Source organism: Winogradskyella wandonensis, from assembly GCF_004346845.1.
Lineage (GTDB): Bacteria > Bacteroidota > Bacteroidia > Flavobacteriales > Flavobacteriaceae > Winogradskyella > Winogradskyella wandonensis.
The window spans coordinates 44,881-68,260 of the sequence record NZ_SMGI01000006.1 but is presented as its reverse complement, the minus strand read 5'-3'; the positions used below and the strand labels follow the sequence as shown (position 1 = coordinate 68,260).

At 33.5% G+C, this 23,380-nt stretch carries 25 protein-coding genes; 18 read left to right on the top strand and 7 right to left on the bottom strand.

What is annotated here, in order from left to right:
* Positions 1–7: 7 nt before the first annotated feature.
* Positions 8–1,435: a chromosomal replication initiator protein DnaA gene (gene dnaA, locus DFQ05_RS13340; RefSeq protein WP_132706113.1), complete on the bottom strand. Its 1,428-nt coding sequence runs from the start codon at positions 1,433–1,435 to the stop codon at positions 8–10.
* A gap of 208 nt (positions 1,436–1,643) precedes the next feature.
* On the opposite strand from dnaA, the gene DFQ05_RS13335 reads away from it, so the two are divergent.
* Entirely contained in the window at positions 1,644–2,051 is a 408-nt protein-coding gene (locus DFQ05_RS13335) for an acyl-CoA thioesterase (RefSeq protein WP_132706111.1), read from the top strand.
* Here DFQ05_RS13335 and DFQ05_RS13330 read toward each other — a convergent pair.
* The 4 genes from DFQ05_RS13330 to ribD are packed head-to-tail and all read right to left on the bottom strand — an operon-like array spanning position 2,046 to position 5,092.
* Entirely contained in the window at positions 2,046–2,654 is a 609-nt protein-coding gene (locus DFQ05_RS13330) for an IMPACT family protein (RefSeq protein ID WP_132706109.1), read from the bottom strand. The genes DFQ05_RS13335 and DFQ05_RS13330 overlap by 6 nt on opposite strands.
* Positions 2,654–3,508, bottom strand: a complete 855-nt coding sequence (locus DFQ05_RS13325; RefSeq protein ID WP_132706108.1) for an EamA family transporter — start codon at positions 3,506–3,508, stop codon at positions 2,654–2,656. The genes DFQ05_RS13330 and DFQ05_RS13325 overlap by 1 nt, the downstream gene beginning before the upstream one ends.
* On the bottom strand, positions 3,505–4,116 hold the full coding sequence (locus DFQ05_RS13320; RefSeq protein ID WP_132706106.1) for an HAD-IA family hydrolase: 612 nt from the start codon (positions 4,114–4,116) through the stop codon (positions 3,505–3,507). Before DFQ05_RS13320 ends, DFQ05_RS13325 begins: the two co-directional genes overlap by 4 nt.
* A complete protein-coding gene (gene ribD, locus DFQ05_RS13315) occupies positions 4,109–5,092 on the bottom strand; it encodes a bifunctional diaminohydroxyphosphoribosylaminopyrimidine deaminase/5-amino-6-(5-phosphoribosylamino)uracil reductase RibD (protein WP_132706104.1) in 984 nt (327 codons plus the stop codon). Before ribD ends, DFQ05_RS13320 begins: the two co-directional genes overlap by 8 nt.
* A 71-nt stretch (positions 5,093–5,163) precedes the next feature.
* Here ribD and DFQ05_RS13310 point away from each other — a divergent pair, with 71 nt between their 5' ends.
* The 5 genes from DFQ05_RS13310 to DFQ05_RS13290 all read left to right on the top strand — a co-directional run bounded on the left by DFQ05_RS13310 (position 5,164) and on the right by DFQ05_RS13290 (position 9,991).
* Positions 5,164–5,655, top strand: coding sequence for a GNAT family N-acetyltransferase (locus DFQ05_RS13310; protein ID WP_132706103.1), 492 nt, complete (start codon positions 5,164–5,166; stop codon positions 5,653–5,655).
* Between the two features lie 2 nt (positions 5,656–5,657).
* The gene (prmC, locus tag DFQ05_RS13305; protein WP_132706101.1) at positions 5,658–6,527 is read left to right on the top strand and encodes a peptide chain release factor N(5)-glutamine methyltransferase; all 870 of its coding nucleotides are present in this window, start codon (positions 5,658–5,660) and stop codon (positions 6,525–6,527) included.
* Between the two features lie 13 nt (positions 6,528–6,540).
* On the top strand, positions 6,541–7,122 hold the full coding sequence (locus tag DFQ05_RS13300; RefSeq protein ID WP_132706099.1) for an LOG family protein: 582 nt from the start codon (positions 6,541–6,543) through the stop codon (positions 7,120–7,122).
* A 2-nt stretch (positions 7,123–7,124) separates the two neighbouring features.
* A complete protein-coding gene (gene ligA, locus DFQ05_RS13295; RefSeq protein WP_132706098.1) occupies positions 7,125–9,116 on the top strand; it encodes an NAD-dependent DNA ligase LigA in 1,992 nt (663 codons plus the stop codon).
* Between the two features lie 125 nt (positions 9,117–9,241).
* Entirely contained in the window at positions 9,242–9,991 is a 750-nt protein-coding gene (locus tag DFQ05_RS13290; RefSeq protein ID WP_132706097.1) for a hypothetical protein, read from the top strand.
* Positions 9,992–9,997: 6 nt separating this feature from the next.
* On the opposite strand, the gene DFQ05_RS13285 is transcribed toward DFQ05_RS13290, so the two are convergent.
* Both DFQ05_RS13285 and DFQ05_RS13280 read right to left on the bottom strand, forming a co-directional pair.
* Complete coding sequence (locus DFQ05_RS13285) at positions 9,998–10,912, bottom strand: bifunctional metallophosphatase/5'-nucleotidase (protein ID WP_132706095.1); 915 nt, start codon at positions 10,910–10,912, stop codon at positions 9,998–10,000.
* Complete coding sequence (locus DFQ05_RS13280) at positions 10,912–11,673, bottom strand: 5'-nucleotidase C-terminal domain-containing protein (protein WP_132706091.1); 762 nt, start codon at positions 11,671–11,673, stop codon at positions 10,912–10,914. Before DFQ05_RS13280 ends, DFQ05_RS13285 begins: the two co-directional genes overlap by 1 nt.
* Positions 11,674–11,745: 72 nt before the next feature.
* On the opposite strand from DFQ05_RS13280, the gene DFQ05_RS13275 reads away from it, so the two are divergent.
* The 12 genes from DFQ05_RS13275 (at position 11,746) to DFQ05_RS13220 (ending at position 23,379) form a co-directional block, all read left to right on the top strand.
* The gene (locus DFQ05_RS13275; protein ID WP_132706090.1) at positions 11,746–12,264 is read left to right on the top strand and encodes a DUF6913 domain-containing protein; all 519 of its coding nucleotides are present in this window, start codon (positions 11,746–11,748) and stop codon (positions 12,262–12,264) included.
* Positions 12,264–13,148, top strand: a complete 885-nt coding sequence (dapA, locus tag DFQ05_RS13270; protein WP_132706089.1) for a 4-hydroxy-tetrahydrodipicolinate synthase — start codon at positions 12,264–12,266, stop codon at positions 13,146–13,148. The genes DFQ05_RS13275 and dapA overlap by 1 nt, the downstream gene beginning before the upstream one ends.
* 108 nt (positions 13,149–13,256) lie before the next feature.
* The gene (locus DFQ05_RS13265; protein WP_132706087.1) at positions 13,257–14,054 is read left to right on the top strand and encodes an outer membrane protein assembly factor BamD; all 798 of its coding nucleotides are present in this window, start codon (positions 13,257–13,259) and stop codon (positions 14,052–14,054) included.
* Positions 14,055–14,065: 11 nt separating this feature from the next.
* On the top strand, positions 14,066–14,395 hold the full coding sequence (locus DFQ05_RS13260) for a DNA-directed RNA polymerase subunit omega (protein WP_132706085.1): 330 nt from the start codon (positions 14,066–14,068) through the stop codon (positions 14,393–14,395).
* Positions 14,396–14,402: 7 nt separating this feature from the next.
* Positions 14,403–15,614, top strand: a complete 1,212-nt coding sequence (gene coaBC / locus DFQ05_RS13255) for a bifunctional phosphopantothenoylcysteine decarboxylase/phosphopantothenate--cysteine ligase CoaBC (protein ID WP_132706083.1) — start codon at positions 14,403–14,405, stop codon at positions 15,612–15,614.
* Positions 15,607–16,494, top strand: coding sequence for a type IX secretion system protein PorD (gene porD, locus DFQ05_RS13250; protein ID WP_132706082.1), 888 nt, complete (start codon positions 15,607–15,609; stop codon positions 16,492–16,494). Before coaBC ends, porD begins: the two co-directional genes overlap by 8 nt.
* Before the next feature lie 70 nt (positions 16,495–16,564).
* On the top strand, positions 16,565–18,217 hold the full coding sequence (gene recN / locus DFQ05_RS13245; protein ID WP_132706081.1) for a DNA repair protein RecN: 1,653 nt from the start codon (positions 16,565–16,567) through the stop codon (positions 18,215–18,217).
* 45 nt (positions 18,218–18,262) lie between these two features.
* Positions 18,263–19,081: an enoyl-ACP reductase FabI gene (locus DFQ05_RS13240; RefSeq protein WP_132706079.1), complete on the top strand. Its 819-nt coding sequence runs from the start codon at positions 18,263–18,265 to the stop codon at positions 19,079–19,081.
* 75 nt (positions 19,082–19,156) lie between these two features.
* On the top strand, positions 19,157–20,164 hold the full coding sequence (locus DFQ05_RS13235) for a glycosyltransferase family 2 protein (RefSeq protein ID WP_132706077.1): 1,008 nt from the start codon (positions 19,157–19,159) through the stop codon (positions 20,162–20,164).
* 89 nt (positions 20,165–20,253) lie between these two features.
* Positions 20,254–21,123 (top strand): CdaR family protein, encoded by an 870-nt coding sequence (locus DFQ05_RS13230; protein WP_132706075.1) that lies wholly within the window; start codon positions 20,254–20,256, stop codon positions 21,121–21,123.
* Positions 21,120–21,725: a dephospho-CoA kinase gene (gene coaE, locus DFQ05_RS13225; RefSeq protein WP_241974271.1), complete on the top strand. Its 606-nt coding sequence runs from the start codon at positions 21,120–21,122 to the stop codon at positions 21,723–21,725. Before DFQ05_RS13230 ends, coaE begins: the two co-directional genes overlap by 4 nt.
* Before the next feature lie 79 nt (positions 21,726–21,804).
* Positions 21,805–23,379, top strand: a complete 1,575-nt coding sequence (locus DFQ05_RS13220; RefSeq protein ID WP_199222003.1) for a sensor histidine kinase — start codon at positions 21,805–21,807, stop codon at positions 23,377–23,379.
* The last annotated feature ends 1 nt before the right edge of the window (position 23,380 follow it).

Here is a 23,380-nt window from a genome sequence, read left to right as displayed (position 1 = left end):
AGGTAAATTAAAGTGTTAACTTTTTGGATAAGTCCTCCACATATTTTCTAAACTGTTTATCTGTAGAAGACAGGTTGTCCACAGTTTTACATGCATGCAGGACTGTAGCGTGGTCACGCTGTCCAATCTGGGAACCAATACTTGCCAAAGACGCTTTGGTGTATTTCTTTGCAAAAAACATGGCCAATTGTCTAGCTTGAACTATATGACGCTTTCTTGTTTTAGACTGAAGTGTGCTAACATCCATCTGGAAATAATCGGAAACCACCTTCTGTATGTAGTCTATCGATACTTCACGCTTTGTGTTTTTAACGAATTTTTCAACGATATCTTTCGCTAGGTTGAGTGTAATTTCTTTTTTATTGAAAGACGACTGTGCTATAAGAGAGATTATGGCGCCTTCTAATTCTCTAACGTTAGATTTTATGTGCTTGGCTACGTATTCGATGATTTCATCTGGCATATCTACGCCATCACGATACAACTTATTTTCTAAAATCGATACTCTTGTTTCAAAATCTGGGCTTTGCAATTCCGCAGATAATCCCCATTTAAAACGAGATAATAATCGTTGCTCTATGTCTTGCATATCAACAGGTGCTTTATCACTTGTTAGGATAACCTGTTTTCCGTTTTGATGCAAATGATTAAATATATGGAAGAATACATCTTGAGTTCCAGATTTACCGGAAAAGAATTGTGCGTCATCGATAATTAGCACATCAATTATTTGGTAAAAATGAATGAAATCATTTCTGTTATTCTTCTTTACGGAGTCAATATATTGTTGTGTAAACTTCTCGGCCGAAATATATAAAACTGTTTTTTCGGGATATTTATCCTTAATATCGACACCAATAGCGTGAGCTAAATGTGTCTTACCCAAACCAACACCTCCAAAAATTAATAATGGGTTAAATGAAGTGCCGCCAGGTTTGTTAGCAACAGCAATCGCAGCATTACGCGCTAGACGATTAGAATCGCCTTCTAAGAAATTTTCGAATGTGTAATTGGGATTAAGTTGAGACTCAATTTTTACATTTCTAATTCCAGGAATAACAAAAGGATTCTTTAACTCGGGATTTTTATTATTAAAAGCAACATCAACTTCTTGCGATTTTACTGCTGTTCTGTTAGAACTAGGAATACGCTCTGTAAATGGTTGCCTATTGCCATAGGTGTTTTCCATTTTAATTACATAAACCAGCTTGGCGTCTTCTCCTAATTCTTTTGTTAAAGCAACTTTTAAAATTTTTACATAATGTTCTTCTAACCATTCGTAGAAGAATTTACTAGGAACTTGAATACTTAAAGCGTTATTAGATAATTTAACAGCTACTATAGGTTCAAACCAGGTTTTAAAGGCTTGGGGTTGAATATTATCTTTTATAAAAGCGAGACAATTGCCCCAGACCGATTGAGCCGTTACATCCATACTTTAATTAAGTTTTTGTCAATTAGTTAGTTGAAGCGCAAAAAAAAGAGAAGTTGAAATTCTCTAACGTGGTTTCTTTTGCACTAGACAAATATGTGAACAAAAAAGTTAAAAAAAAAATGAAATTGACTAGAATTTTCAGAAATTTTTTCTCATGTTTCGAACAACGTTTAAAGGTACATTATTTCCGTTAAACAAAATCAAAAAAATGTATAAAAACGAAACAAAAATAAGAGTACGCTACGGCGAGACAGACCAAATGGGCGTTGTATATCATGCAAATTATGCGTCCTATTTTGAAGTGGGTCGGACCGAATGGTTAAGACAGTACGGAATCACCTACAAATCGATGGAAGATAGCGGAATAATGTTACCTGTTATCTCACTGGAAATTAAATATAAAAATTCAGCGCGTTACGACGATTTATTAACAGTAGTAACTTCAATAAAAAAATTACCTAAAGCGCGTATAGAATTTGATTACGAGTTAATTAATGAAAACGGCGATTTACTTGCAACAGGGCATACAGCATTGGTGTTTATAGATATGAAGCGCAACAGACCTACGCGATGTCCTGACTATTTGATGAAAAAACTGACGGAAAATACCTTATAATTTTTTGATATTTATATCATGAAAACTTTGAACAAGGTTAAATAGTTTTTCTGAGTTTCCTTTTCTAACAGAAATTTTTAATTCACAATTTAGTTCAAGTTTCTGAGAATTTATGTCAGCTTCATTTTCGTTGAGAATTTTCATAATTCGGCTTAGGTGTTTGTAATCGCATGTAATTATAAAAGACACATCGATAGTTTTTTCGATAATCTCAGAGGCTTCTATTGCCAATTTTGCTGCAGTACGATAGGCATTAATTAATCCGCCAACGCCCAATTTTACACCGCCAAAATATCTAACAACAACAATTAGGACATTAGTTAAGTCGAAAGATTGAATTTGGCCATAAATAGGCATACCTGCCGTATTACTAGGTTCGCCATCGTCATTTACTCTGTATTTAATTTGTTCTGTCCCTAACTGGTAAGCATAACACCAATGTCTGGCAGAGTAGTGTTGTTTTTTTAAGTCTTCTAGATACTTTTTAATCGTATTCTCCGAAGTGACTGGAAAGGCAATACCGTAAAATTTACTGTTTTTGTCTTTAAAAAGAACTTCGCTTGAAGCTTTGCTTATAGTTTTATAGGTGTCTTTTCTTTCCATTAAATAAGTGTTACCAAAATTATTGAAATTAAGGCTAACACTATACCTAGCCAATTTTGTCTTGAAATGTATTCTCTAAAAACTAATAACCCTACTAAAGTAGAACTAGCAACTATAGCAACATTATTTACGGTAAACAATACAGAACTTTCTAGTCCATCTATTCGTAATGCTTTTAACAAAAAATAAATCGAGCCATAATTAACGACACCAAGAATAAAACCTAAAGGGATGCTTCTACGACTAAATTGCCTTTTAAGTTTTATTGCGCGGTAAGCTAATATCGCACAACCAATAATAAATGCAAATGCAAAAATTACAGCAGAAAATAAAGGTATCTTATCATCTGGAGCAAAGTAATTTATGGAGGTGTCAATTGTTCCTGAGCCTAAAAACAAGATAATAGGTAAGAGTAAGGTTCCTGACTTAGCTATAGTGTTGTCTCTTTCTTTTACAGATGTTAAATACACAGCTACTAGTGCAATACTTATGCCTATGACTTTTATAATTCCAATACCTTCATTAAAAACCAATATCCCAAATAATACAGGGATAATAACACTCATTTTACTAGCAACAGAAGCTACGGAAAGTCCATTTTTCTGGGCAGTTAAGGCCATGACATTAAAAATGGCAATAAATAAAAATCCAAGACAGATTGCAGCAATAAACCAACGAGTACCTGTTATTTCTCTAATGGTTATAGGGTTAGAATTATGAATAAATCCACAAACCGATGCGGTAATGTAATTAACTACAATAGCTTGAAGCGTATCTACTTTGTAAGTTCTAAACAGTTTGAAAAGAACAAAAATTCCGGTTGAAGCTAAGATGCTTAACGCTAAATAAATCAAAACAAATTGCTTTTGGAGTTAAATAAGTCGACAACGTCTTCTTTAGTTTCATCAATATTCCAGATATGAAATCCTAAATGCTTCGCTTTATCTGTATTTTCTTTTGTGTCATCTATAAACAAACATTCTTTTGCAATGAGATTATTTTCGTCTAACACAAACTGAAATATGTCTGTGTTTGGTTTTCGTAATCCTATTTCGTGCGATAAATAAAATTTAGCAAAACAAGATTTAAAATCTTCATAGAAAGGGATTGTTTGCTTTACATAGTCGATATGCATTTCGTTTGTATTGCTCAAAAGAATTAATTGGTAGTTGCCTTCTTTAGCCAGTTTTTGAGCAAATTGAAGTCTATGTTTTGGAAAGTCTCTGATGATATAATTCCAAGCATATCTAATCTCTTTCTCGCTTAATTCTGGAAATTTTGAAGTGTAGAAGTTTATAAACTCCAACGTGGATATTCTCCCAACTTCATACATTATATTGGTTTCTAGCATGTCATCTTCAAAAGTTTCCAAGTCAAATAACCTTAGGGCATTGTCCATTGCGCCTTGTTTGTTAAGGTTAATAAAGACATCGCCAAAATCAAAAATTAAAGTTTTAATCATTTGTGTAAACTTTTAAAACATCATCTTTTATCATTTCTTCTTTACTAAGTTTTCCTTTCAAAATTGGTGCTTTTATACCTTCCATAAACTCAGTATTACCAATAAAAACACGAGCTTCGTCCCATAAATCATCATTTATAAATGATTGAAGTGTTTTTGCTCCGCCTTCTACAATAAGAGAATTGATATTTTTTTCAAATAACTTCTTGCAAATACTATTAATATCTGCGTCAATCATCTTTAACGTTTCAGCTTTATGGTCAAAAACAGAAAAGTTACTATTAAGTTTCAAATCTTTATCTAATACCACGCGTATCGGATGTTCTCCTGTCCAATCTCTAACCGTTAGACTAGGATTATCTTGCAAAACGGTATTTGTTCCTACTAAAATGGCTTGTTCTTCGGAACGCCATTTATGGACTAATTGTCTAGAATAGGCATTTGTAATCCAAACAGGTCTTTGTTTGTTCTTAGTTTTTGGTGCTAAAAAACCATCTTTGGATTCTGCCCATTTCAAAATTATGTATGGGCGCTTTTTATTATGAAATGTAAAAAATCGTTGATGATGTCTTTTACATTCTTCCTCTAAAACGCCAACTTTAACATCACACCCTGAATTTCTAAGTTTGGCGACACCTTTGCCAGCAACCTCTGGATTATCGTCAATACAACCGATAATAACCTTTGGGATGTTATATTTTATTATAAGGTCACTGCATGGTGGTGTTTTTCCGTAATGACTGCATGGTTCTAAAGTAACATATAGCGTGCTTTTTGGTAAAAGCAATTTGTCTTTCACAGAATTTATGGCATTAACTTCGGCATGTGGTCCGCCATAGGCACTTGTGTAGCCCTCACCAATTATAGTGTTGTTATAAACGATTACTGCGCCAACCATTGGGTTGGGTCTAGTGGTTCCTAAACCATTTTTGGCAATTTGCAGACAGCGTTTTATATAGTTTTCTGATGTATTCAAAATGACCTGCGAATTCGATTATAAACCTATCGAATTTCCTTAAATTTGAAACACAAAAATAAGACTTTAAAGTGAGTGAAGATAATATTGCAATACGTCCTATAGAGCAAGCAGACAATCCTAAAATAGCAAAGGCGATTCGCAGTGTTTTAATTGAATATGGTGTTCCAAAAGTTGGCACAGCCTATGAAGATAAAGCGCTTGATTGCATGGCAGAAACATACAATAAGCCTAAGAAGGCTTATTTTGTTGTAGCCAAAGGAGATGAGATTATCGGTGGCGCTGGGATTTCACCTTTAGATAATTACTATGGTAACGTCTGCGAACTTCAGAAAATGTATTTTATGCCCGAGGCTCGCGGAAAAGGTTATGGTAGTAAAATGATGGCTAAATGTTTGGATTTTGCTAAAACTGCTGGTTTTGATAAATGCTATTTAGAAACGATGCCTTACATGGACGACGCCAGGAAATTATACCGAAAAGTAGGGTTTAAATCTATAGATAAACCTATGGGAGATACAGGTCACTATTCCTGCACGGTTTGGATGCTTAAAGATTTGTAGTATTGAAAGCACTAGATGTAAAACACATATTTATTAAAGAACTTGGTGATATCTACCAGAAGGATGAAGCAGAGAGCTTATTTTTTTTGTGTTTGGAGCATTTCTGTGACATTCCTAGAATTCAGTTGTCTTTAGAGCGAGAATTTACAGTTACTAAAGCAGAAACGGAATCCTTGTTTAAAACGCTAGACGTTTTAAAAACAGAGAGGCCGATACAATATATATTGGGCGAAACCGAGTTTTTTGGTCTAAAATTTAGAGTTACTGAAGCCGTTTTAATTCCTCGTCAAGAGACAGAAGAATTGGTTGATTTAATCATAAAAAGCGCAAAAACTACCTCAATTAAAATTTTAGATATAGGAACTGGCTCTGGGTGTATTGCTGTGTCTTTGGCTAAATATCTACCAAATGCAAAAGTTTATGCTTTAGATGTTAGTCATGAAGCTTTGGAAATAGCTAAGTCTAATGCAAAATTAAATAATGTAGATATTCATTTTGTTGAAGGTAATATTTTAGACGAAAGCTCATGGGATTTAAATTTCGGAGAATTAAGCTTCGATATTATAGTATCTAATCCGCCATATGTTCGCTATTTAGAAAAAGAAGAAATCAAACCCAATGTGTTAAATAACGAGCCACATATAGCTTTATTTGTTTCGGACGATAATCCGCTGTTGTTTTATAACGCGATAACGCACTTTTCTAAACGATTTCTAAAAGAACATGGAACGCTTTATTTTGAAATCAATCAGTATCTTGGAAAACAAACTAAACAACTCCTAGTAGAGAGTGGTTTTTCAGAAATAGAATTAAAAAAAGACATAAACGGAAATGATAGAATGTTATCATGTGTAAAAAAAATAGTTGTCTAAAACGTATAAATTCATGGAAAATATAGCAGTGTTTTGCGGAAGTAGTTTAGGAAATGATGAGGCCATTGTAGCGCAATCCAAAAAGCTTGGTCAATTTTTTGTAAATCACGATATAACTTTGGTTTATGGTGGTTCTAAAATAGGTATTATGGGTACTGTAGCTAAAGAAGTTATCGATGGCGGCGGAAAAACTATTGGCGTTATTCCTCATTTTCTAGAAACAAAAGAGATTGTAAATACTGATTTAACAGAGCTTATCGTAACGCAGAACATGCACGACCGTAAAGTGATAATGTATGAGAAGAGCGACGGATTTATTATTATACCTGGCGGTTTTGGCACTATGGACGAGTTTTTTGAAATAACCACTTGGGGACAACTTGGTCTTCACGGGAAGCCTATTGGTATTTTAAACAGTAATGGCTATTACGATGCTTTAATAGCACAATGTAAGGTTATGGTCCAAAAAGGATTTTTAAAACAAGAAAATTTAGACGCCGTTGTAATAGATGCAACAATAGAAGGATTGTTAGAAAAGATGCAAAGTTTTGTGCCACTCCCAAAGCCAAAATGGTTGAATTTAGATAGAATTTAATTATGACAATAAAAACAAAAATAGAAGCACTACGCGAGGAGCTTAGACAACATAATTATAATTATTACATACTGGATAATCCAACAATCTCAGATTATGAGTTCGATATAAAGTTAAAGGAACTTCAAGCGTTAGAAGCAGAATATCCAGATTTTTACGACGAAAACTCGCCCACTTTACGCGTAGGTGGCACAATTACAAAAAACTTTAATACAGTTGTCCACGATTTTAGGATGTATTCTTTAGATAACTCATACTCTAAAGAAGACCTCTTAGATTGGGAAAAACGTATAAAAAAACTTGTGGACGGAACGATTCAGTACACTTGCGAGCTTAAGTACGACGGTGCTTCTATGAATTTAACCTACGAAAACGGAAAACTTCTAAGAGCAGTGACCAGAGGCGATGGCGTGCAAGGCGATGACGTTACGGCCAACGTAAAAACAATAAAAACTGTACCACTTCAATTAAGGGGTGACTACCCGCAACGTTTTGACATCAGAGGTGAAATTATTTTACCCATTGAAGGATTTCTGAAAATGAACGAAGAGCGTATTGCCAATGATGAAGAGCCGTATCGTAATCCAAGAAATACAGCTTCAGGAAGTTTGAAATTACAAGATAGTTCCGAGGTTGCAAAGCGTCCATTAGAATGTTTATTATATAGTATTAAAGGGAATAACCTAAATATTTCTTCGCAGTTTGAAGGCCTAGAAAAAGCAAGAGAATGGGGATTTAAAGTACCTAAAGAAGCCCGGTTGGTTAATACTATAGACGAGGTTTTACAGTATGTTGATTATTGGGAAGTAAACCGCCATAATTTGCCCTACGAAATCGACGGAATAGTTATAAAAGTAAACAGTCTTAATCAGCAAGACGAACTTGGATTTACAGCCAAAGCTCCGCGCTGGGCCATGGCCTATAAGTTTAAGGCAGAACAAGTAGCTACAATACTCGAAGAAATCACCTACCAAGTTGGGCGTACAGGAGCAATAACACCTGTAGCCAATTTACAACCTGTTCAATTAGCAGGAACTATTGTAAAGAGAGCTTCATTGCATAATGCGGACCAAATTGAAAAACTACACATTAGAGAAGGCGATACTGTTTTTGTTGAAAAAGGCGGTGAAATTATACCAAAAATTACTGCAGTAGATATTACAAAACGAAACGAAAATTCTACTCCAACCAGCTACATAGAAAACTGTCCAGAGTGCAACACCACACTCGTGCGTCCAGATGGCGAAGCAAAACACTATTGTCCAAATTATTCGGGATGTCCGCCTCAAGTTATAGGACGTATACAGCATTACATATCTAGAAAAGCTATGGACATTGAAGGTTTAGGTGGCGAGACAGTGGCAATGTTGGTTAATAATGGATTGATAAATGATTACTCAGATTTATACGAATTAACTGTTGAAGATGTTTTACCATTAGAGCGAATGGCTCAAAAAAGCGCAGAGAATTTGGTTGAGGGCATCGAGAAATCCAAACAAATCCCTTTTGAGCGCGTCTTGTTTGCTTTAGGTATTAGATATGTCGGAGAAACTGTTGCTAAAAAACTTGCTAAACATTTTAAGTCGATTGATAATCTTATGATGGCAACTTTATTAGATTTGGTTAGTGTTGACGAGATAGGAGAGCGTATTGCAGAAAGTGTGGTTGAATTTTTCTCAACAGAGAAAAACCTAAAGATTATAGAAAGATTGAAATCCTTTGGTGTTCAGTTAGAAATTTCTGCAGAGAAACTAGCTTCTCAAACCGATAAACTTAAAGGTATGTCGTTTGTGGTTTCAGGAGTTTTTGAAACTGTTTCACGTAATGAGCTAAAAAAGCTTATCGAAGACAATGGCGGGAAAGTCTCGTCATCAATTTCATCAAAGACAAGTTATGTTGTTGCAGGTGATAATATGGGACCTAGTAAACGTACAAAGGCAGAAAGTCTTAATATCCCAATTATTACAGAGCACGATTTTCTTTCTATGATTTAGTCTAAAAGACTTTGTAAGTCATAATTTTCTTAATAAACGCTACTTTTTGTCGATAAAATGCAATTTTATTCGTTTAATTACATTTTTTATTGTATGTTTGGCGCCGCTATTAAGAATAAAAAGAGATGATTATCAATAGATTATTAAAAATAGGCTTAGCTATTTTTAGTATTTTATATATAGGTTTAGAGATTGCGAAATACGGTATTTACGCTGATAATATTAGCGTTATTTTGCTCGTAGCCTTGACCATATTATACGCAAGGCAAAAAGAAAATCGAAAAGGATATACACCTTTTTTCCTTTATTTTCTGATATTTTATACGCTTGCTAAACTGACGGATGTAGTTTCTAATTATTATTTTTATTTCAACGAAAATGAAATAGACTACGGATATTTTATTAGTAACTATCTTTGCATACTTGCCTATTTTTTCCTGATTCTTAGGTGTATTTCAACGTTTAACTTAAAAGATATTATTAAAAACTTTCCAGTAACAATAATTATTCTTTTAGTATTGAGCGTGTTTTGTGTTACGCTTATCACCGAAACTGCAGAAACTCAATTATCTAATGCAGAGTATGTTACGGAATTCTCTTATAATGTCGTAGTCATGACATTGCTATCTATTGCCTTGATTAACTATATGGACAAAGATGATAATAAGTCAATGCTTTTCTTTATTGGTACCATGTTTATTTTCTTTTCAGAAATGCTCCAATTAGCTTATTATTATATAGCTGATATGACCTATTTAGCGGCAATATATTCTGTTTTTTTAGTCTTAGCGTTTGTGTTTTTTTACAAACAATCCAAACTAAAGCATCAAAAATTTGCTAATTACGATTATTTAAACGAGAATCTAAAGGCCTAATACTAACTAAACCACGATTGTAGTGCCTTTTGCTTTCAGTTCTTGTCCAGTTTCTAAGTAAAAGTCTATTTGTCCTAGGTAGAGTCCGTAGCACCCAACTTGATTGACTAAAACATTTTTACCAACACTATTTTTTTCTATTGTTGGTTTGGGTAAGAACGTATGTGTGTGGCCTCCAATTATTAAATCAATATCTTTTGTTTGTCTAGCAATAACCAAATCAGACACTTTATCTGGATTGTTTTTGTAGAAATAGCCAAGATGCGACAAACAAATAACAATGTCACAGTGTTCATTATCTTTTAGGATTCTAGACATGTCTTGAGCAATTTCTATTGGGTCATTGTAAACGGTCTCTTTGTAGTGTTTTTTTCCTACTAATCCTTCTAATTCAATACCCAATCCAAACACACCTATCTTAACACCGTCTTTAATAAAAGTTTTAAATGGTTTAACATGTGTATCTAAAACAGTATTTTTAAAATCGTAATTAGCAGACACAAAATCAAAATCTGCGTGCGGTAACTGGGCGTACAAACCGTCAATACCATTATCGAAATCGTGGTTACCAATGGTTGCTAAATCGTACTTAAGCATACTCATTAACTTAAACTCTAACTCTCCGCCATAGTAATTAAAGTAAGGTGTGCCTTGAAAGATATCTCCCGCATCTAGTAATAGTGTATTGGGGTTTTCTTGCCTAATTGATTCTACTAGAGATGCGCGCCTTGCTACACCACCTTTATTTGCATTTCTTCCGTCATTTGGACCAAACGGGTCAATATGGCTATGGACATCATTTGTATGCAAAATGGTTATTTTCTTTGTGGTTTTTGGACTAAAAGAAGATAGACTTAAGCCACCTAAACCAATTAAAGCACCTGCTGCAGTTGTATGTTGTATAAAAGTTCTACGTTTCATTATTTGTCTTTTAGTTGAATAAATCTATCGTCTATTGTAGGTCGAAGCGTGTCGATTTTTTTAAAATAATCAATCAACAAGTTTCTAATTTTATAATCTAGGTCATATAAACTGTCTTTGGATTTTAAGAAACTCATTCGGTCACCACCATTATACAGGTAGTCGCTTGTAGCGACGTAGTAGGTTTTATTGTAATCAATTTCAGAACCTTTTATTAGCGCTCTATTAATACTGCCGTCTGCATTTAAAATTACTTGAAGCCCAGCTATGGGATGTGCGCGTTTTCGACTTGCTAGATAGGTTAAAAGTTCTTTTATCTGTTCTCCTTTTAGTGTCGTAACTACGACCGTATTATCAAAAGGCATTACTTCGTAAGCCGTCCTACTGGTTATATTACCTTTAGAGATTATAGATCTAATTCCTCCATGATTTAATAATACTAGGTCTATGTCTTTTCCTGTTCTAGACTTAAAAACAGGGTTAGTCATTTCGTAAAGGGCATCTGCCATAAAATTACCAATAGCTGTATTTAATTCACCATCAGTCTTAGAATAGGTGTCAACTGCAAAAGCCAAAGTACTATCTAAGTCTTTGTTAACCTTATCTCTGTAGGGTTTAATAAACGCATCTACAGTGTTATCGGCTTTAATGCTGTCGTTTATTTCTAATCGTTTGCCTTCGATTTTAGAAATTGAATAATCTTGTTTGCATGATGAAAAAATCAAGACTATAAGACATAAAAAAAAGATTTTGGTTTTCATCTAATAACTTATCATTGGATTACACAAAAAGTGAAAGCACTTTTGTTAAATTTGCACAAAGTCTAAATATAGATGATTTTAAAAGCATTTAAAGAAAAATCAAATCAAAAATTTATCGATAAAACCTTATCCATGCGTGTTGATAGACCTTCCTCTGAGAAGGTAGAATCTATAGGTGTGCTTTTAAATCATTCAGAATATTGCGATTACGACAAAATAAATTCATTTTTAGACGAGTTAGAAATACCACAAACAAAGCGAAATTTTTTTACCTTTTCTGAAGAAACCAAAGGCGAACATACCCAATGGGATAATATCTTTACACCTAAAGATTTTGGTTGGAGAGGTAAGCTAAAAAATGTAGAGTTGCAGAATTTTACAGAAACAAATTTTGATGTTTTAATTTGCTATTTTTTAGCAGATAACAACGAATTGAAGCAAATTGCAGCCATGTCAAAGGCCAATTTAAAAGTTGGAATTTCCGATTTGGATGAGCGACTTTACGATTTGATGATAGACGTCGATACAAAGAATTTCGATGTATTTAAAAAAGAATTAAAAAAATATTTAAACGTATTAAATAAACTATAATGAGTAAGTTTATCGGAACAGGCGTTGCGTTAATTACACCTTTTAAATCTGATTTATCAATCGATTTCGAGGCATTAACACAATTAGTAGAGTATAATATTGCTAACGGAGTAGAATATTTAGTCATTAGCGGTACAACAGGAGAAAGTGTAACTATTACAGCCAATGAAAAGAAAGATATTATTGGGCATATCGTAAAAGTTAATAATGGAAGATTACCACTTGTGTTAGGTATTGGCGGCAATAACACGCAAACCGTAATCGAAGAAATTAAATCAACAGACTTATCCAATATCGACGCTATATTGTCTGTCTCACCATATTATAGTAAACCGACACAAGAAGGTTTATATCAGCATTTTAAGGCAATTGCAGAAGTTTCTCCAGTGGATATCATACTGTACAATGTGCCAGGAAGAACATCTAAAAATATGCTGCCGGAGACAACGTTGCGCTTAGCTAGAGATTTTAATAATATTATTGCCGTTAAAGAAGCTGCTGGAGACATGTCGCAGTACTTAGAGTTATTAAAAGGAAAACCAGATGGGTTTCATATTATTTCTGGAGATGACGATTTGGCATTAAGTGTTGCTTTAGCTGGCGGAGCAGGAGTAATTTCTGTGATAGGTCAAGCGCTTCCTAAAGAGTTTTCGGGCATGATTAGAAATGGAGTAGCAGGTAACGCTAAGGTTGCCTTCGAAACACATTTTAATCTTATGAAAATCACACAACTTATATTTTCTGAGAATAATCCGGCGGGCATTAAAGCAGTTTTAAACGGTTTAGATATAAGCAAACCGCATGTAAGATTACCATTGGTTGAAGCTTCTTCAGAATTAAAAGCCAAAATCTTAAGAGAACTAGAGCGTTTAGGTAAACGTTAAACTATTTATAAAGTAAATAATGTATTTCTAGAAGCATCTATTTTAGCTTAAAATATTTGTTTTTAAAATCCGTTATTAATGCGTACTTTTGCACACTGTTTTAGATTTATGAAAAAAATAGTTTACATCTTACTTTCAGTTTTGCTCTTAAGCTCTTGCAGTGACTTTCAAAAGGTTATGAAGTCCGAAGATATTGCTTTAAAGTACAAAACAGGGGAAGAACTTTTTGAAGCTGGTAAATATAAAAAGGCCAACAGATTATTTGAGCAAATTGTGCCTAAGTATCGAGGTAAACCTCAAGCTGAAAAGCTTATGTTTATGCACTCTATGTGCTTCTATAAATTAGAGCAATATTACTTATCTGGCTATAGATTCGAGCAGTTTGTGAGTTCGTATCCTAAAAGTGAAAAAGCAGAAGAAGCTGCTTTCTTGGCGGCAAAAAGCTACTACGAAGAGTCGCCAATCTATTCTAAAGATAAAGAAGAAACAGTTAAGGCTATCGAGAAGGTTCAGCTTTTTGTAAATAGTTATCCAAACTCTAAATATCTTGCAGAAGCTAATGAGTTAGTTAAAGAGCTAGATTTTAAGTTAGAAAAGAAAGCCTTTGAAATTGCCAAGCAATACAATCATATTTACGATTATAAAGCCTCTATTAAATCATTTAATAATTTCTTACTAGATTTTCCAGGAACATCATTAAGAGAAGATGCTTTGTATTACAAATTTAATTCTGAATATAATTTAGCTATTCTTAGTATAGAAGCGTTAAAACAAGAACGCATAAAATTGGCTTTAGCGGATTATAATGCTTTGGTTAAGGCCTTTCCTGAAACAAAGTATTTAGAAGAGGCTAAAAAACTAAAGGAAGAATTAGAAAAAGAAAAAATTAACGAAAGTAAAAGTTAATCATTACACATATGGATTTAAAAAAAACAGATGCACCAACGACTACAGTTACTTATAACAGAAATGAAATAGATGCGCCAACGAATAATATTTACGAGGCGATTTCTGTTATTTCTAAACGTGCAGAGCAGATTAACACAGATATCAGAAGAGAGTTAGTAGATAAGCTCGAAGAGTTTGCTACTTACAATGATAGTCTTGATGAGATTTTTGAAAACAAAGAGCAAATCGAAGTTTCAAAATTTTACGAAAAATTACCCAAGCCACATGCATTAGCAGTAAAAGAGTGGTTAGAGGATAGAATTTATCACAGAAATACTGAGGAAGACACTCAGGAATAATTCTATAATGTCTATTCTAAAAGACAAAAACATTTTACTAGGTGTCACCGCAGGAATTGCGGCCTACAAAACAGCACATTTAGTAAGACAATTTATAAAAGCAGGTGCCAACATAAAAGTTGTGATGACACCTGCTTCTAAGGATTTTGTAACACCGCTTACACTTTCAACCCTTTCTAAAAACCCCGTTTACTCTTCATTTACAAACGAGGAGGATGATAATGCCGTCTGGAATAATCATGTAGAATTGGGATTATGGGCAGACCTTTTTGTTATTGCGCCTGCAACTGCAAACACCTTATCTAAGATGGCTAGTGGTACTTGCGACAACTTACTTTTAGCAACTTATTTATCGGCAAAATGCCCTGTTTATTTTGCACCAGCCATGGATTTAGATATGTATAAGCATGCATCTTCTAAGACGTCTTTTAGTAAATTACAATCCTATGGAAATATTATGATACCTGCTACAAGCGGAGAGTTAGCAAGTGGGTTGGTAGGAGAAGGTAGGATGGCAGAACCAGAAGATATTGTAGCTTTTATAGAGGCTGATATTTTAAACAAGTTACCTTTAAAAGGAAAAAAAGTGTTGCTCACAGCAGGTCCAACTTACGAAGCTATTGACCCAGTTCGGTTTATTGGAAATCACTCTAGCGGTAAAATGGGACTCGAAATAGCAAAAGCGGCAGCCAGTCTAGGTGCAGAGGTTATTTTAGTTACTGGGCCAACCAAGGAAAGTGTTTCTCATTCTTTAATAGATATTAAATCGGTTGTTAGTGCACAGCAGATGTTTAATGAGGTTCAAAAGCACTATAAATCATCAGACATAGCCATATTATCAGCAGCTGTTTCAGATTATAGACCAAAGACTGTTGCAGATAACAAAATAAAAAAGGTAGATACGTCGTTTACTATTGAGTTAGAAAAAACTAAGGACATACTTAAATCTCTTGGCGAAACAAAGGCGCATCAGTTTCTTGTCGGTTTTGCGTTAGAAACAAACAACGAGTTAGAGCATGCCAAAGAGAAACTGAAAAAAAAGAATTTAGATATTATAGTCCTAAATTCTTTAAGAGATAAAGGAGCAGGTTTTGGTGTGTCGACAAATAAAGTTACATTTATTACCAAATCTAATCAAGTTATAGAAAACGAGCTTAAATCTAAAATAGAAGTGGCAAAAGACTTGATGCAACTAATATTAAAGCAAATACATGCGTAACTATTTTTTAATAATTTTTTGTTTTGTTTCTTCATTAGGAATTGCACAAGAACTTAACTGTACTGTATCTGTAATAGCGCAGCAAACAGGAAATGATAATAATGTAGTTTTTCAAACTTTAGAGCGTCAACTCACAGAATTTATTAATAACACACAATGGACGGAAAAGAAATTTAAAGTCCAAGAGCGTATTGATTGTAGTATGGTCATTAACGTACAAAATTACAGTAACGACGCTTTTTCGGCTACTTTACAAGTGCAGTCATCTAGACCAGTATTTGGGTCGACCTACAGTACACCAGTTTACACGTTTAACGATAAAGAATTTCAATTTAGATATTTAGAATTTCAGAATTTAGTCTTTAATCCTAATCAATTCGAATCTAATTTAATATCAGTCTTAGCATTTCATATTTACATGATTTTAGGAATGGATGCAGATACATTTGCTCCAAATGGTGGTGATGATTATTTTAGACAGGCCCAGACAATTGTTAACTACTCTGGGCAAGGTAATTTTTCGGGCTGGAAATTAGAAGATGGTTTACAGTCTAGATTTGCTTTAATCGATAATTTGTTGTCTCCGACTTACAAGGAGTTTAGAAGTGTAATGTACACTTACCATAGAGACGGATTGGACTTTATGTATAAAAACGTTGCAGAAGGCAAGAAAAAAGTATCATCATCGTTGATGGAATTACAAAAAATGCATGCGCGACGGCCAAATTCTTTTTTAATGCGTGTATTTTTCGATTCTAAAGCTAACGAAGTTTCAAAGATTTTCAGTGGTGGACCGCAAGTAAGTATTACAAGTCTTATTAATACACTAAATAAAATTGCACCTATACATGCGTCAAAATGGAACAAGATTAAATTCTAATTTTTTTCGTTTTGAATTTTCGTTTTATTAATCGCAAAGTGTAGCTTTGTAAAGATTAAAACGCTATAACTTGTTAACCTCTCTAAGTATATCCAACTTTGCTTTAATTGATGCATTAGACATCAATTTTAATAATGGTTTCTCTATTATTACAGGAGAAACAGGAGCTGGTAAGTCTATTCTTTTAGGAGGTTTGTCTCTTGTATTGGGAAAACGTGCAGATTTAAGCCAAATTAAAGATAATTCAAAAAAATGCGTTATAGAAGCCGTTTTCGATATAGCAAACTACGACTTAAAATCTGTTTTTGTTGAAAACGATTTAGATTACGACCCACAAACAATTATTCGAAGAGAGATTCTGCCTTCAGGAAAATCTCGTGCTTTTGTAAACGATACGCCTGTTACACTAGATAGTTTAAATGCGTTAAGCGCTCATCTTTTAGATATACATTCTCAGCATCAAACATTACAGTTGGTAGATGACGATTTTCAGTTTAAGGTTATCGATGCCTTGGCTCGAAACAAAGAGGTATTAAAAGACTATAAGTTAGAACTAAAGAACTACAGAACGCTTATTCAAGAACTAAGTCAACTAGAGGCAAATCTTATTGAAGCCAAAAAGGAATACGATTATAATGCTTTTTTACTGAATGAATTAAACGATGCCCAACTTAAAGACGGTGAGCTAGAAGAGTTGGAAGCATCCTACGAACAACTTAATAATGTAGAGGTTATTAACGAAGTTATTGGCTATTCAAAGTCGCTATTAGAAGATGAAGATGTAGGAGCAATAGAAAGGCTTAACGAGATAAAGCGCCAGTTTTCTAATATTAGCAATTTTAGTAAACAATACGCTTCTATAAAAGAACGGATAGAGAGTGTCGCTATTGAATTGGATGATGTACTTTTAGAATTAGATAATTTGGAAGGTCAGTTATCAGCAGACCCAGAAGAATTAGATAAGGTTAATGGTAAACTATTAGTAATTAATAATCTACTACAAAAGCATTCTGTTGCAGAGGTGTCTGAGCTTATAAAGATTAAAGAAGAGCTCACAGAAAAGGTGAGCGCTTCAGAAAATCTAGATGCCGATATTTCCTCGATAAAATCTAAAATTGAAACCTCAAAGGCATATTTAGATAAGCTAGCCACGGAAGTTAGTGTAAAAAGAGAAACGGCCATTCCAAAATTAATTTCAAGTTTAGAAGGTATCCTAAAACAATTAGGTATGCCCAATGCTAGGTTTAATATTCAACTAGATAAAGTCGAAGATTTTAAATATAACGGAAAAAATAATCTCCATTTTTTATTTACAGCGAATAAAGGCGGTCAATTTTTAGAGCTAAAAAAATCCGCTTCAGGAGGAGAGCTTTCCCGAATTATGTTAGCCATAAAATCCATTCTGGCTAATTATGTAAAGTTACCAACCATTATGTTCGATGAAATAGATACAGGCGTGTCTGGAGAAATTTCGGATAAAATGGGTGATATTATGAAGCAAATGAGCAAACATATGCAGGTCTTTTCTATTACACACTTACCTCAGATAGCTTCTAAAGGAGATTGGCATTACAAAGTGTTTAAAACTGATGTTGATGATGTTACTCAGACCAATATGAAACTCTTAACGCAAGACGACCGAATTGTAGAATTAGCACAAATGCTCGGTGGAGCAAACATTACAGAGTCTGCTATTGCACATGCAAAACAGTTACTGAATTAATAGTATATTTGAATTTTAAAACCGATAAAACCAACATAATCAATTATGTCATATAACTTATTAAAGGGAAAAAAAGGAATTATTTTTGGAGCACTAGACCCTAACTCTATTGCTTGGAAAACAGCAGAACGTGTCCATGAAGAAGGTGGAGAATTTGTACTTACAAATGCGCCTATTGCCATGCGTATGGGACAAATTAATGAATTGGCAGAAAAAACGGGTTCGCAAATAATTCCGGCAGATGCAACATCTGAGGAAGACTTACAGAACCTAGTCGAAAAATCTATGGAGATTCTTGGCGGTAAAATAGACTTTGTTTTACATTCTATTGGTATGTCTGTAAACGTTCGTAAAGGAAGAGCTTACACAAATCAAAAGTACGATTGGACCCAGAAAGGAACAGATGTCTCTGCGATGTCTTTCCATAAAGTAATGCAGACTTTATATAAAGCAGATGCTATGAACGAATGGGGAAGTATTGTTGCATTAACCTATATGGCAGCACAACGTGTTTTCCCAGATTATAACGACATGGCCGACAATAAAGCATATTTAGAAAGTATTGCACGTAGTTTTGGCTATTTCTTTGGACGTGATAAAAAAGTTAGAGTAAATACAATTTCTCAATCGCCAACCCCAACAACTGCTGGACAAGGTGTAAAGGGATTTGATGGATTTATCGCCTATGCCGAAAAAATGTCACCATTAGGTAATGCTACGGCTTTAGATTGTGCTAATTACACGGTAACTTTATTTAGTGACTTGACTAAGCGTGTGACACTTCAAAATTTATTTAACGATGGTGGGTTCAGTAACATGGGCGTAAGTGATGCTGTTATGGAAGCTTTTGTAGATAAGCCCTAAAGTATACCGTTTATTTAGAACTAAAAGCTATCTCTTGGATAGCTTTTTCTGCATACAATAGTTACATTTGCCTATATGGAGCAGCCAATAAACTATTCTTTTATTATCCCAGTTTATAACAGGCCAAAAGAGATAGAAGAACTATTAGAGAGTTTTCTACATCTCGATTGGAATTCTGATTACGAAATAGTTATAGTCGAAGATGGGTCAATAAATCATTCAAAAGATGTCGTAAATAAGTATGCGGATAGATTAAATATTTCATATTTTTTTAAGCCAAATTCTGGCCCAGGTGATTCTCGAAATTATGGTATGCAGAGAGCAAAGGGCAACTATTTTATCATATTAGATTCCGATGTTTTACTACCTAGACAGTATCTTAAAGAAGTAAACACTTATCTAAGTGAAAATTTCACCCATTGTTTTGGTGGTCCAGATGCAGCCGATAGGTCATTTAGCGACTTACAAAAAGCAATTAATTTTTCTATGACTTCTTATTTAACTACTGGCGGAATTAGGGGCGGCGATGGTGCCAAAAAAGACTTTGAACCTCGAAGTTTTAATATGGGATTGTCTAAAGAAACTTTCGAGATTAGTGGTGGTTTTGGTAAGATTCATCCTGGGGAAGACCCAGATTTAGTATTGAGATTAAGAGATAAAGGCTATAAAACAGGATTGATTAGTAAAGCCTACGTTTATCATAAGCGTAGAATATCTTGGTATAAATTTTATAAACAGGTTAATAAATTTGGTCAAGTTAGACCTATATTAAACAAATGGCATCCAAGCTCACGTAAAATGGCATACTGGTTGCCTTCTTTATTTACAATAGGTTTAATAATTTCTATTGTGTTGTCTTTCTTTGCGATATTTTATTTTATATACATCTATTTAATTTACATTAGCTTAATTTTGGTCAGTTCTTTTATTGAAACTAAAAATGTAAAAGTTGCATTTTTAACAATACCAGCAGTATTAATACAATTTTTAGGCTACGGCTTAGGTTTTATAAAATCTACAATAAGGTTACTTTTATCAAAAAAACAACCAAATGAAATCTTCCCGTATTTATTCTTTAAGTGAAAAAGAACTTTATTACATATAGTCTTAAGAAGTTAAAAAATAGAAATTTAAAGCGATTTAGTTTATTTCTATTTATAGCTTTCTTTTTTTTGATACTAACAAAGCTATCTCAGACGTATAATCAAGAAATAACATTACGTGTAGAATTAAGTAATTTAGACGATGAGGTGGTAATTCTCGACGATACAACACGGGCTAAAGTTGTTATAAATGCCAAAGGCTTTAACTTACTTCCATATTTCTTTAATGCGTCCAAAAGTTTAAAAATAGATGCACAAAAAGACGCCCAAAAAACAGCTAAGAATTTTATTTATATCCTTAGAAATAACAGGTATCAAATAAAAAAAATCTTCGGTAACTCCATAGAAATTTCAGAAGTAAAGCCAGACACCATTTTTTATAATTACGATTTGTTGGCTTCTAAAAAAGTACCAGTAAAGTTTATTTCAGAAATCGATTATGCCTTAGGTTATGATGTCATCGATAAGGTTAAATTAGAATTTGATAGTGTAAAAATAGTAGGCTCTAAAAAACAGATAGATACGATTCAGTTTTTAAACACAGAAGTATTAGAGTTAAAAGGCGTTAATAGTGATATTTCTGAAATTGTAAAACTTAAAAATGATGTTGAGGCTCTGGATATTATTCCAAATCAGCTAGAAGTTAAAGGTAATGTAAGACGTTTTACAGAAGGCCAATTCTCTATTCCTGTAGAGCTTATTAATAAACCAGCAGAAAAAACTATTAATTATTTTCCAAAGGATGTAGATTTAATCTTCTATGTCGATATCGAAAGTTTTAAAAATGTAAAAAAAGAGGATTTTAAAGTAGTTTGCGACTTTAATCGTTTTAATTACCAAGAACAGCGTAGTTTAGAGCTTCAAATAACCAAAAAACCTGCTCTTGTAAAAAGCGCAAGGCTACTTCAAAACAAAATTGAATTTATCATTTCTGAATGAATATCCAAGAGAGCAATACAATGATTGTTGGTATAACAGGTGGAATAGGAAGTGGTAAAACTACTGTTGCAAACTATTTCGAAAAACTTGGCGTACCTGTTTATTATGCAGATAAAGAAGCAAAAGCCTTAATGAATCGTTCTAAGGTTATAAAGCGTAAATTAATTGCTTTATTTGGTGAAAGTGCTTATAAAGATGGTAAGCTAAACCGTTCGTTTTTAAGAAATCAAATATTTAAAAACAAGGGATTACTTTCAAAGATGAATGTAATAGTTCATCCCAAAGTTGCTAGTCATTTTTCACGTTGGTTAGCAAAACAAAATACGCCTTACATTTTAAAAGAGGTGGCAATTATATTTGAAAATAATCTTGAAAATCAATACGATTATATCATTACAGTTGTAGCTAACAAACAAGAACGTATAAAACGAGTAATGAAGCGCGATAGTGTTTCTAAGGCATCGGTTTTAGAAATTATCGAGAACCAACTTTCCGACGACGAAAAGATAAAAAAATCTCACTTTGTAATTCGTAATGACCATTTAGCTATGGTCGAACTTCAGGTAAAAGAAATTCATAATCGTCTTATTAATAGGCTATAATGTCTCAAATTTTAACATTTGTGTTAAGGTAAGGTTAAACACAATTTGCCCTAAATGTTAAAATGTTAAATTTGATGCGATGAACAAAAAGCTTTTCGTGTTATTAGTAGTTCTGATGAGCCTTTCGCTCATTGGTATTATTTTCGTTCAATCGTATTTTATAAATAGAAGTTTAGAGAATGAGCGTCAGCAGTTTTCGTTAAGCGTAAAACGGGCCTTAAGTTTTGTTTCTAAACAAATAGAAGATTACGAGTATCGTAACTACAGAGATAAAATTCAATCGTATCTCTATAATAACAAGGAACCAGACTCATCGGCTGTGCAGCGGTTGGTTGTAGCCTTTGAGGACGATGATAATGACCAAACGATTATACATCGTAACATTATCTTAGAAGAGCGTTTTAAAATACCATCGTTGTTCTTTGAAATAGATGCAGACAGTACAGATTTTAGTAAATATACAAATGAAAGAATTACTGAAGTTTACAAAAAATCGTCGCTAGACAAAGGTTCTTTTGAGCGTGTATCGCAGATTAGAGAAATCGATGATATGGAAGACGAAGCAAAGAGTTTTCTTTATAGAGAGACTTTTAAAGATTTCATTAGTTCAGTTGATTATCCATTATATAAAAGAATTAGTCCTGAGTTAATCAAAGTTTTTATAGAAAAAAACTTAAAAAACGAAGGTATAGAGATAGATTTTGAGTATGCTATATACGATAATGATTTATCTACTAAAATTAGAACAGAGAATTTTGAAAAATCATTAAACACGTACGGAGTTCCTGTGTTTTTAGACAATAATAACGAAAGTTCTTATGATTTATTAGTAGATTTTCCAGGACGTAATAAGTTTCTTATATCTACTATATTATGGATGATTATACTTTCTATAATATTTACAAGTGTTATTATCATCGCATATTCTAGCGCTATTTATCAGTTGATTAAGCAGAGACAAATATCACAGATTAAAACGGATTTTATAAATAACATGACGCATGAGTTTAAAACCCCAATTGCCACAATAAATTTGGCGTTAGACTCTATTAGAAACCCTAAGATAATCGATGATAAGGAAAAAGTTCTTCGTTATTTAGGAATGATAAAAGACGAGAATAAGCGTATGCATGCGCAAGTAGAAAATGTACTAAGAATATCCAAGCTAGAAAAAAATGAGCTTAACATTAGTAAGGAACGCTTAAAGCTTCACGACCTAATAGAAGATGCTGTTACTCACGTTCAGTTAATTATTGAGGATAGAAAAGGATATATTAAGTTGCATCTAAATGCGGATAAATCATCCGTTTTGGCAAACGAAACACATTTTACAAATGTTATTGTTAATATTTTAGACAATGCCATTAAGTATTCTGATGGTGCGCCAAAAATCGATGTTTACACAGAAAACGTAGCAAACAATATTTTGCTCAAAATTTCTGATAAGGGCAATGGCATGTCCAAACAAGTTCAGAAACGTGTTTTCGAAAAATTTTATAGAGAACACACAGGAAATGTGCATAACGTAAAAGGTCATGGCTTAGGTCTGGCTTATGTAAAACAAATAGTAGACGACCATCAAGGTTATATTTCAGTAGAAAGTGAAAAAGGAAAGGGTAGCACCTTTACAGTAAGGCTCCCATTAATATCATAAA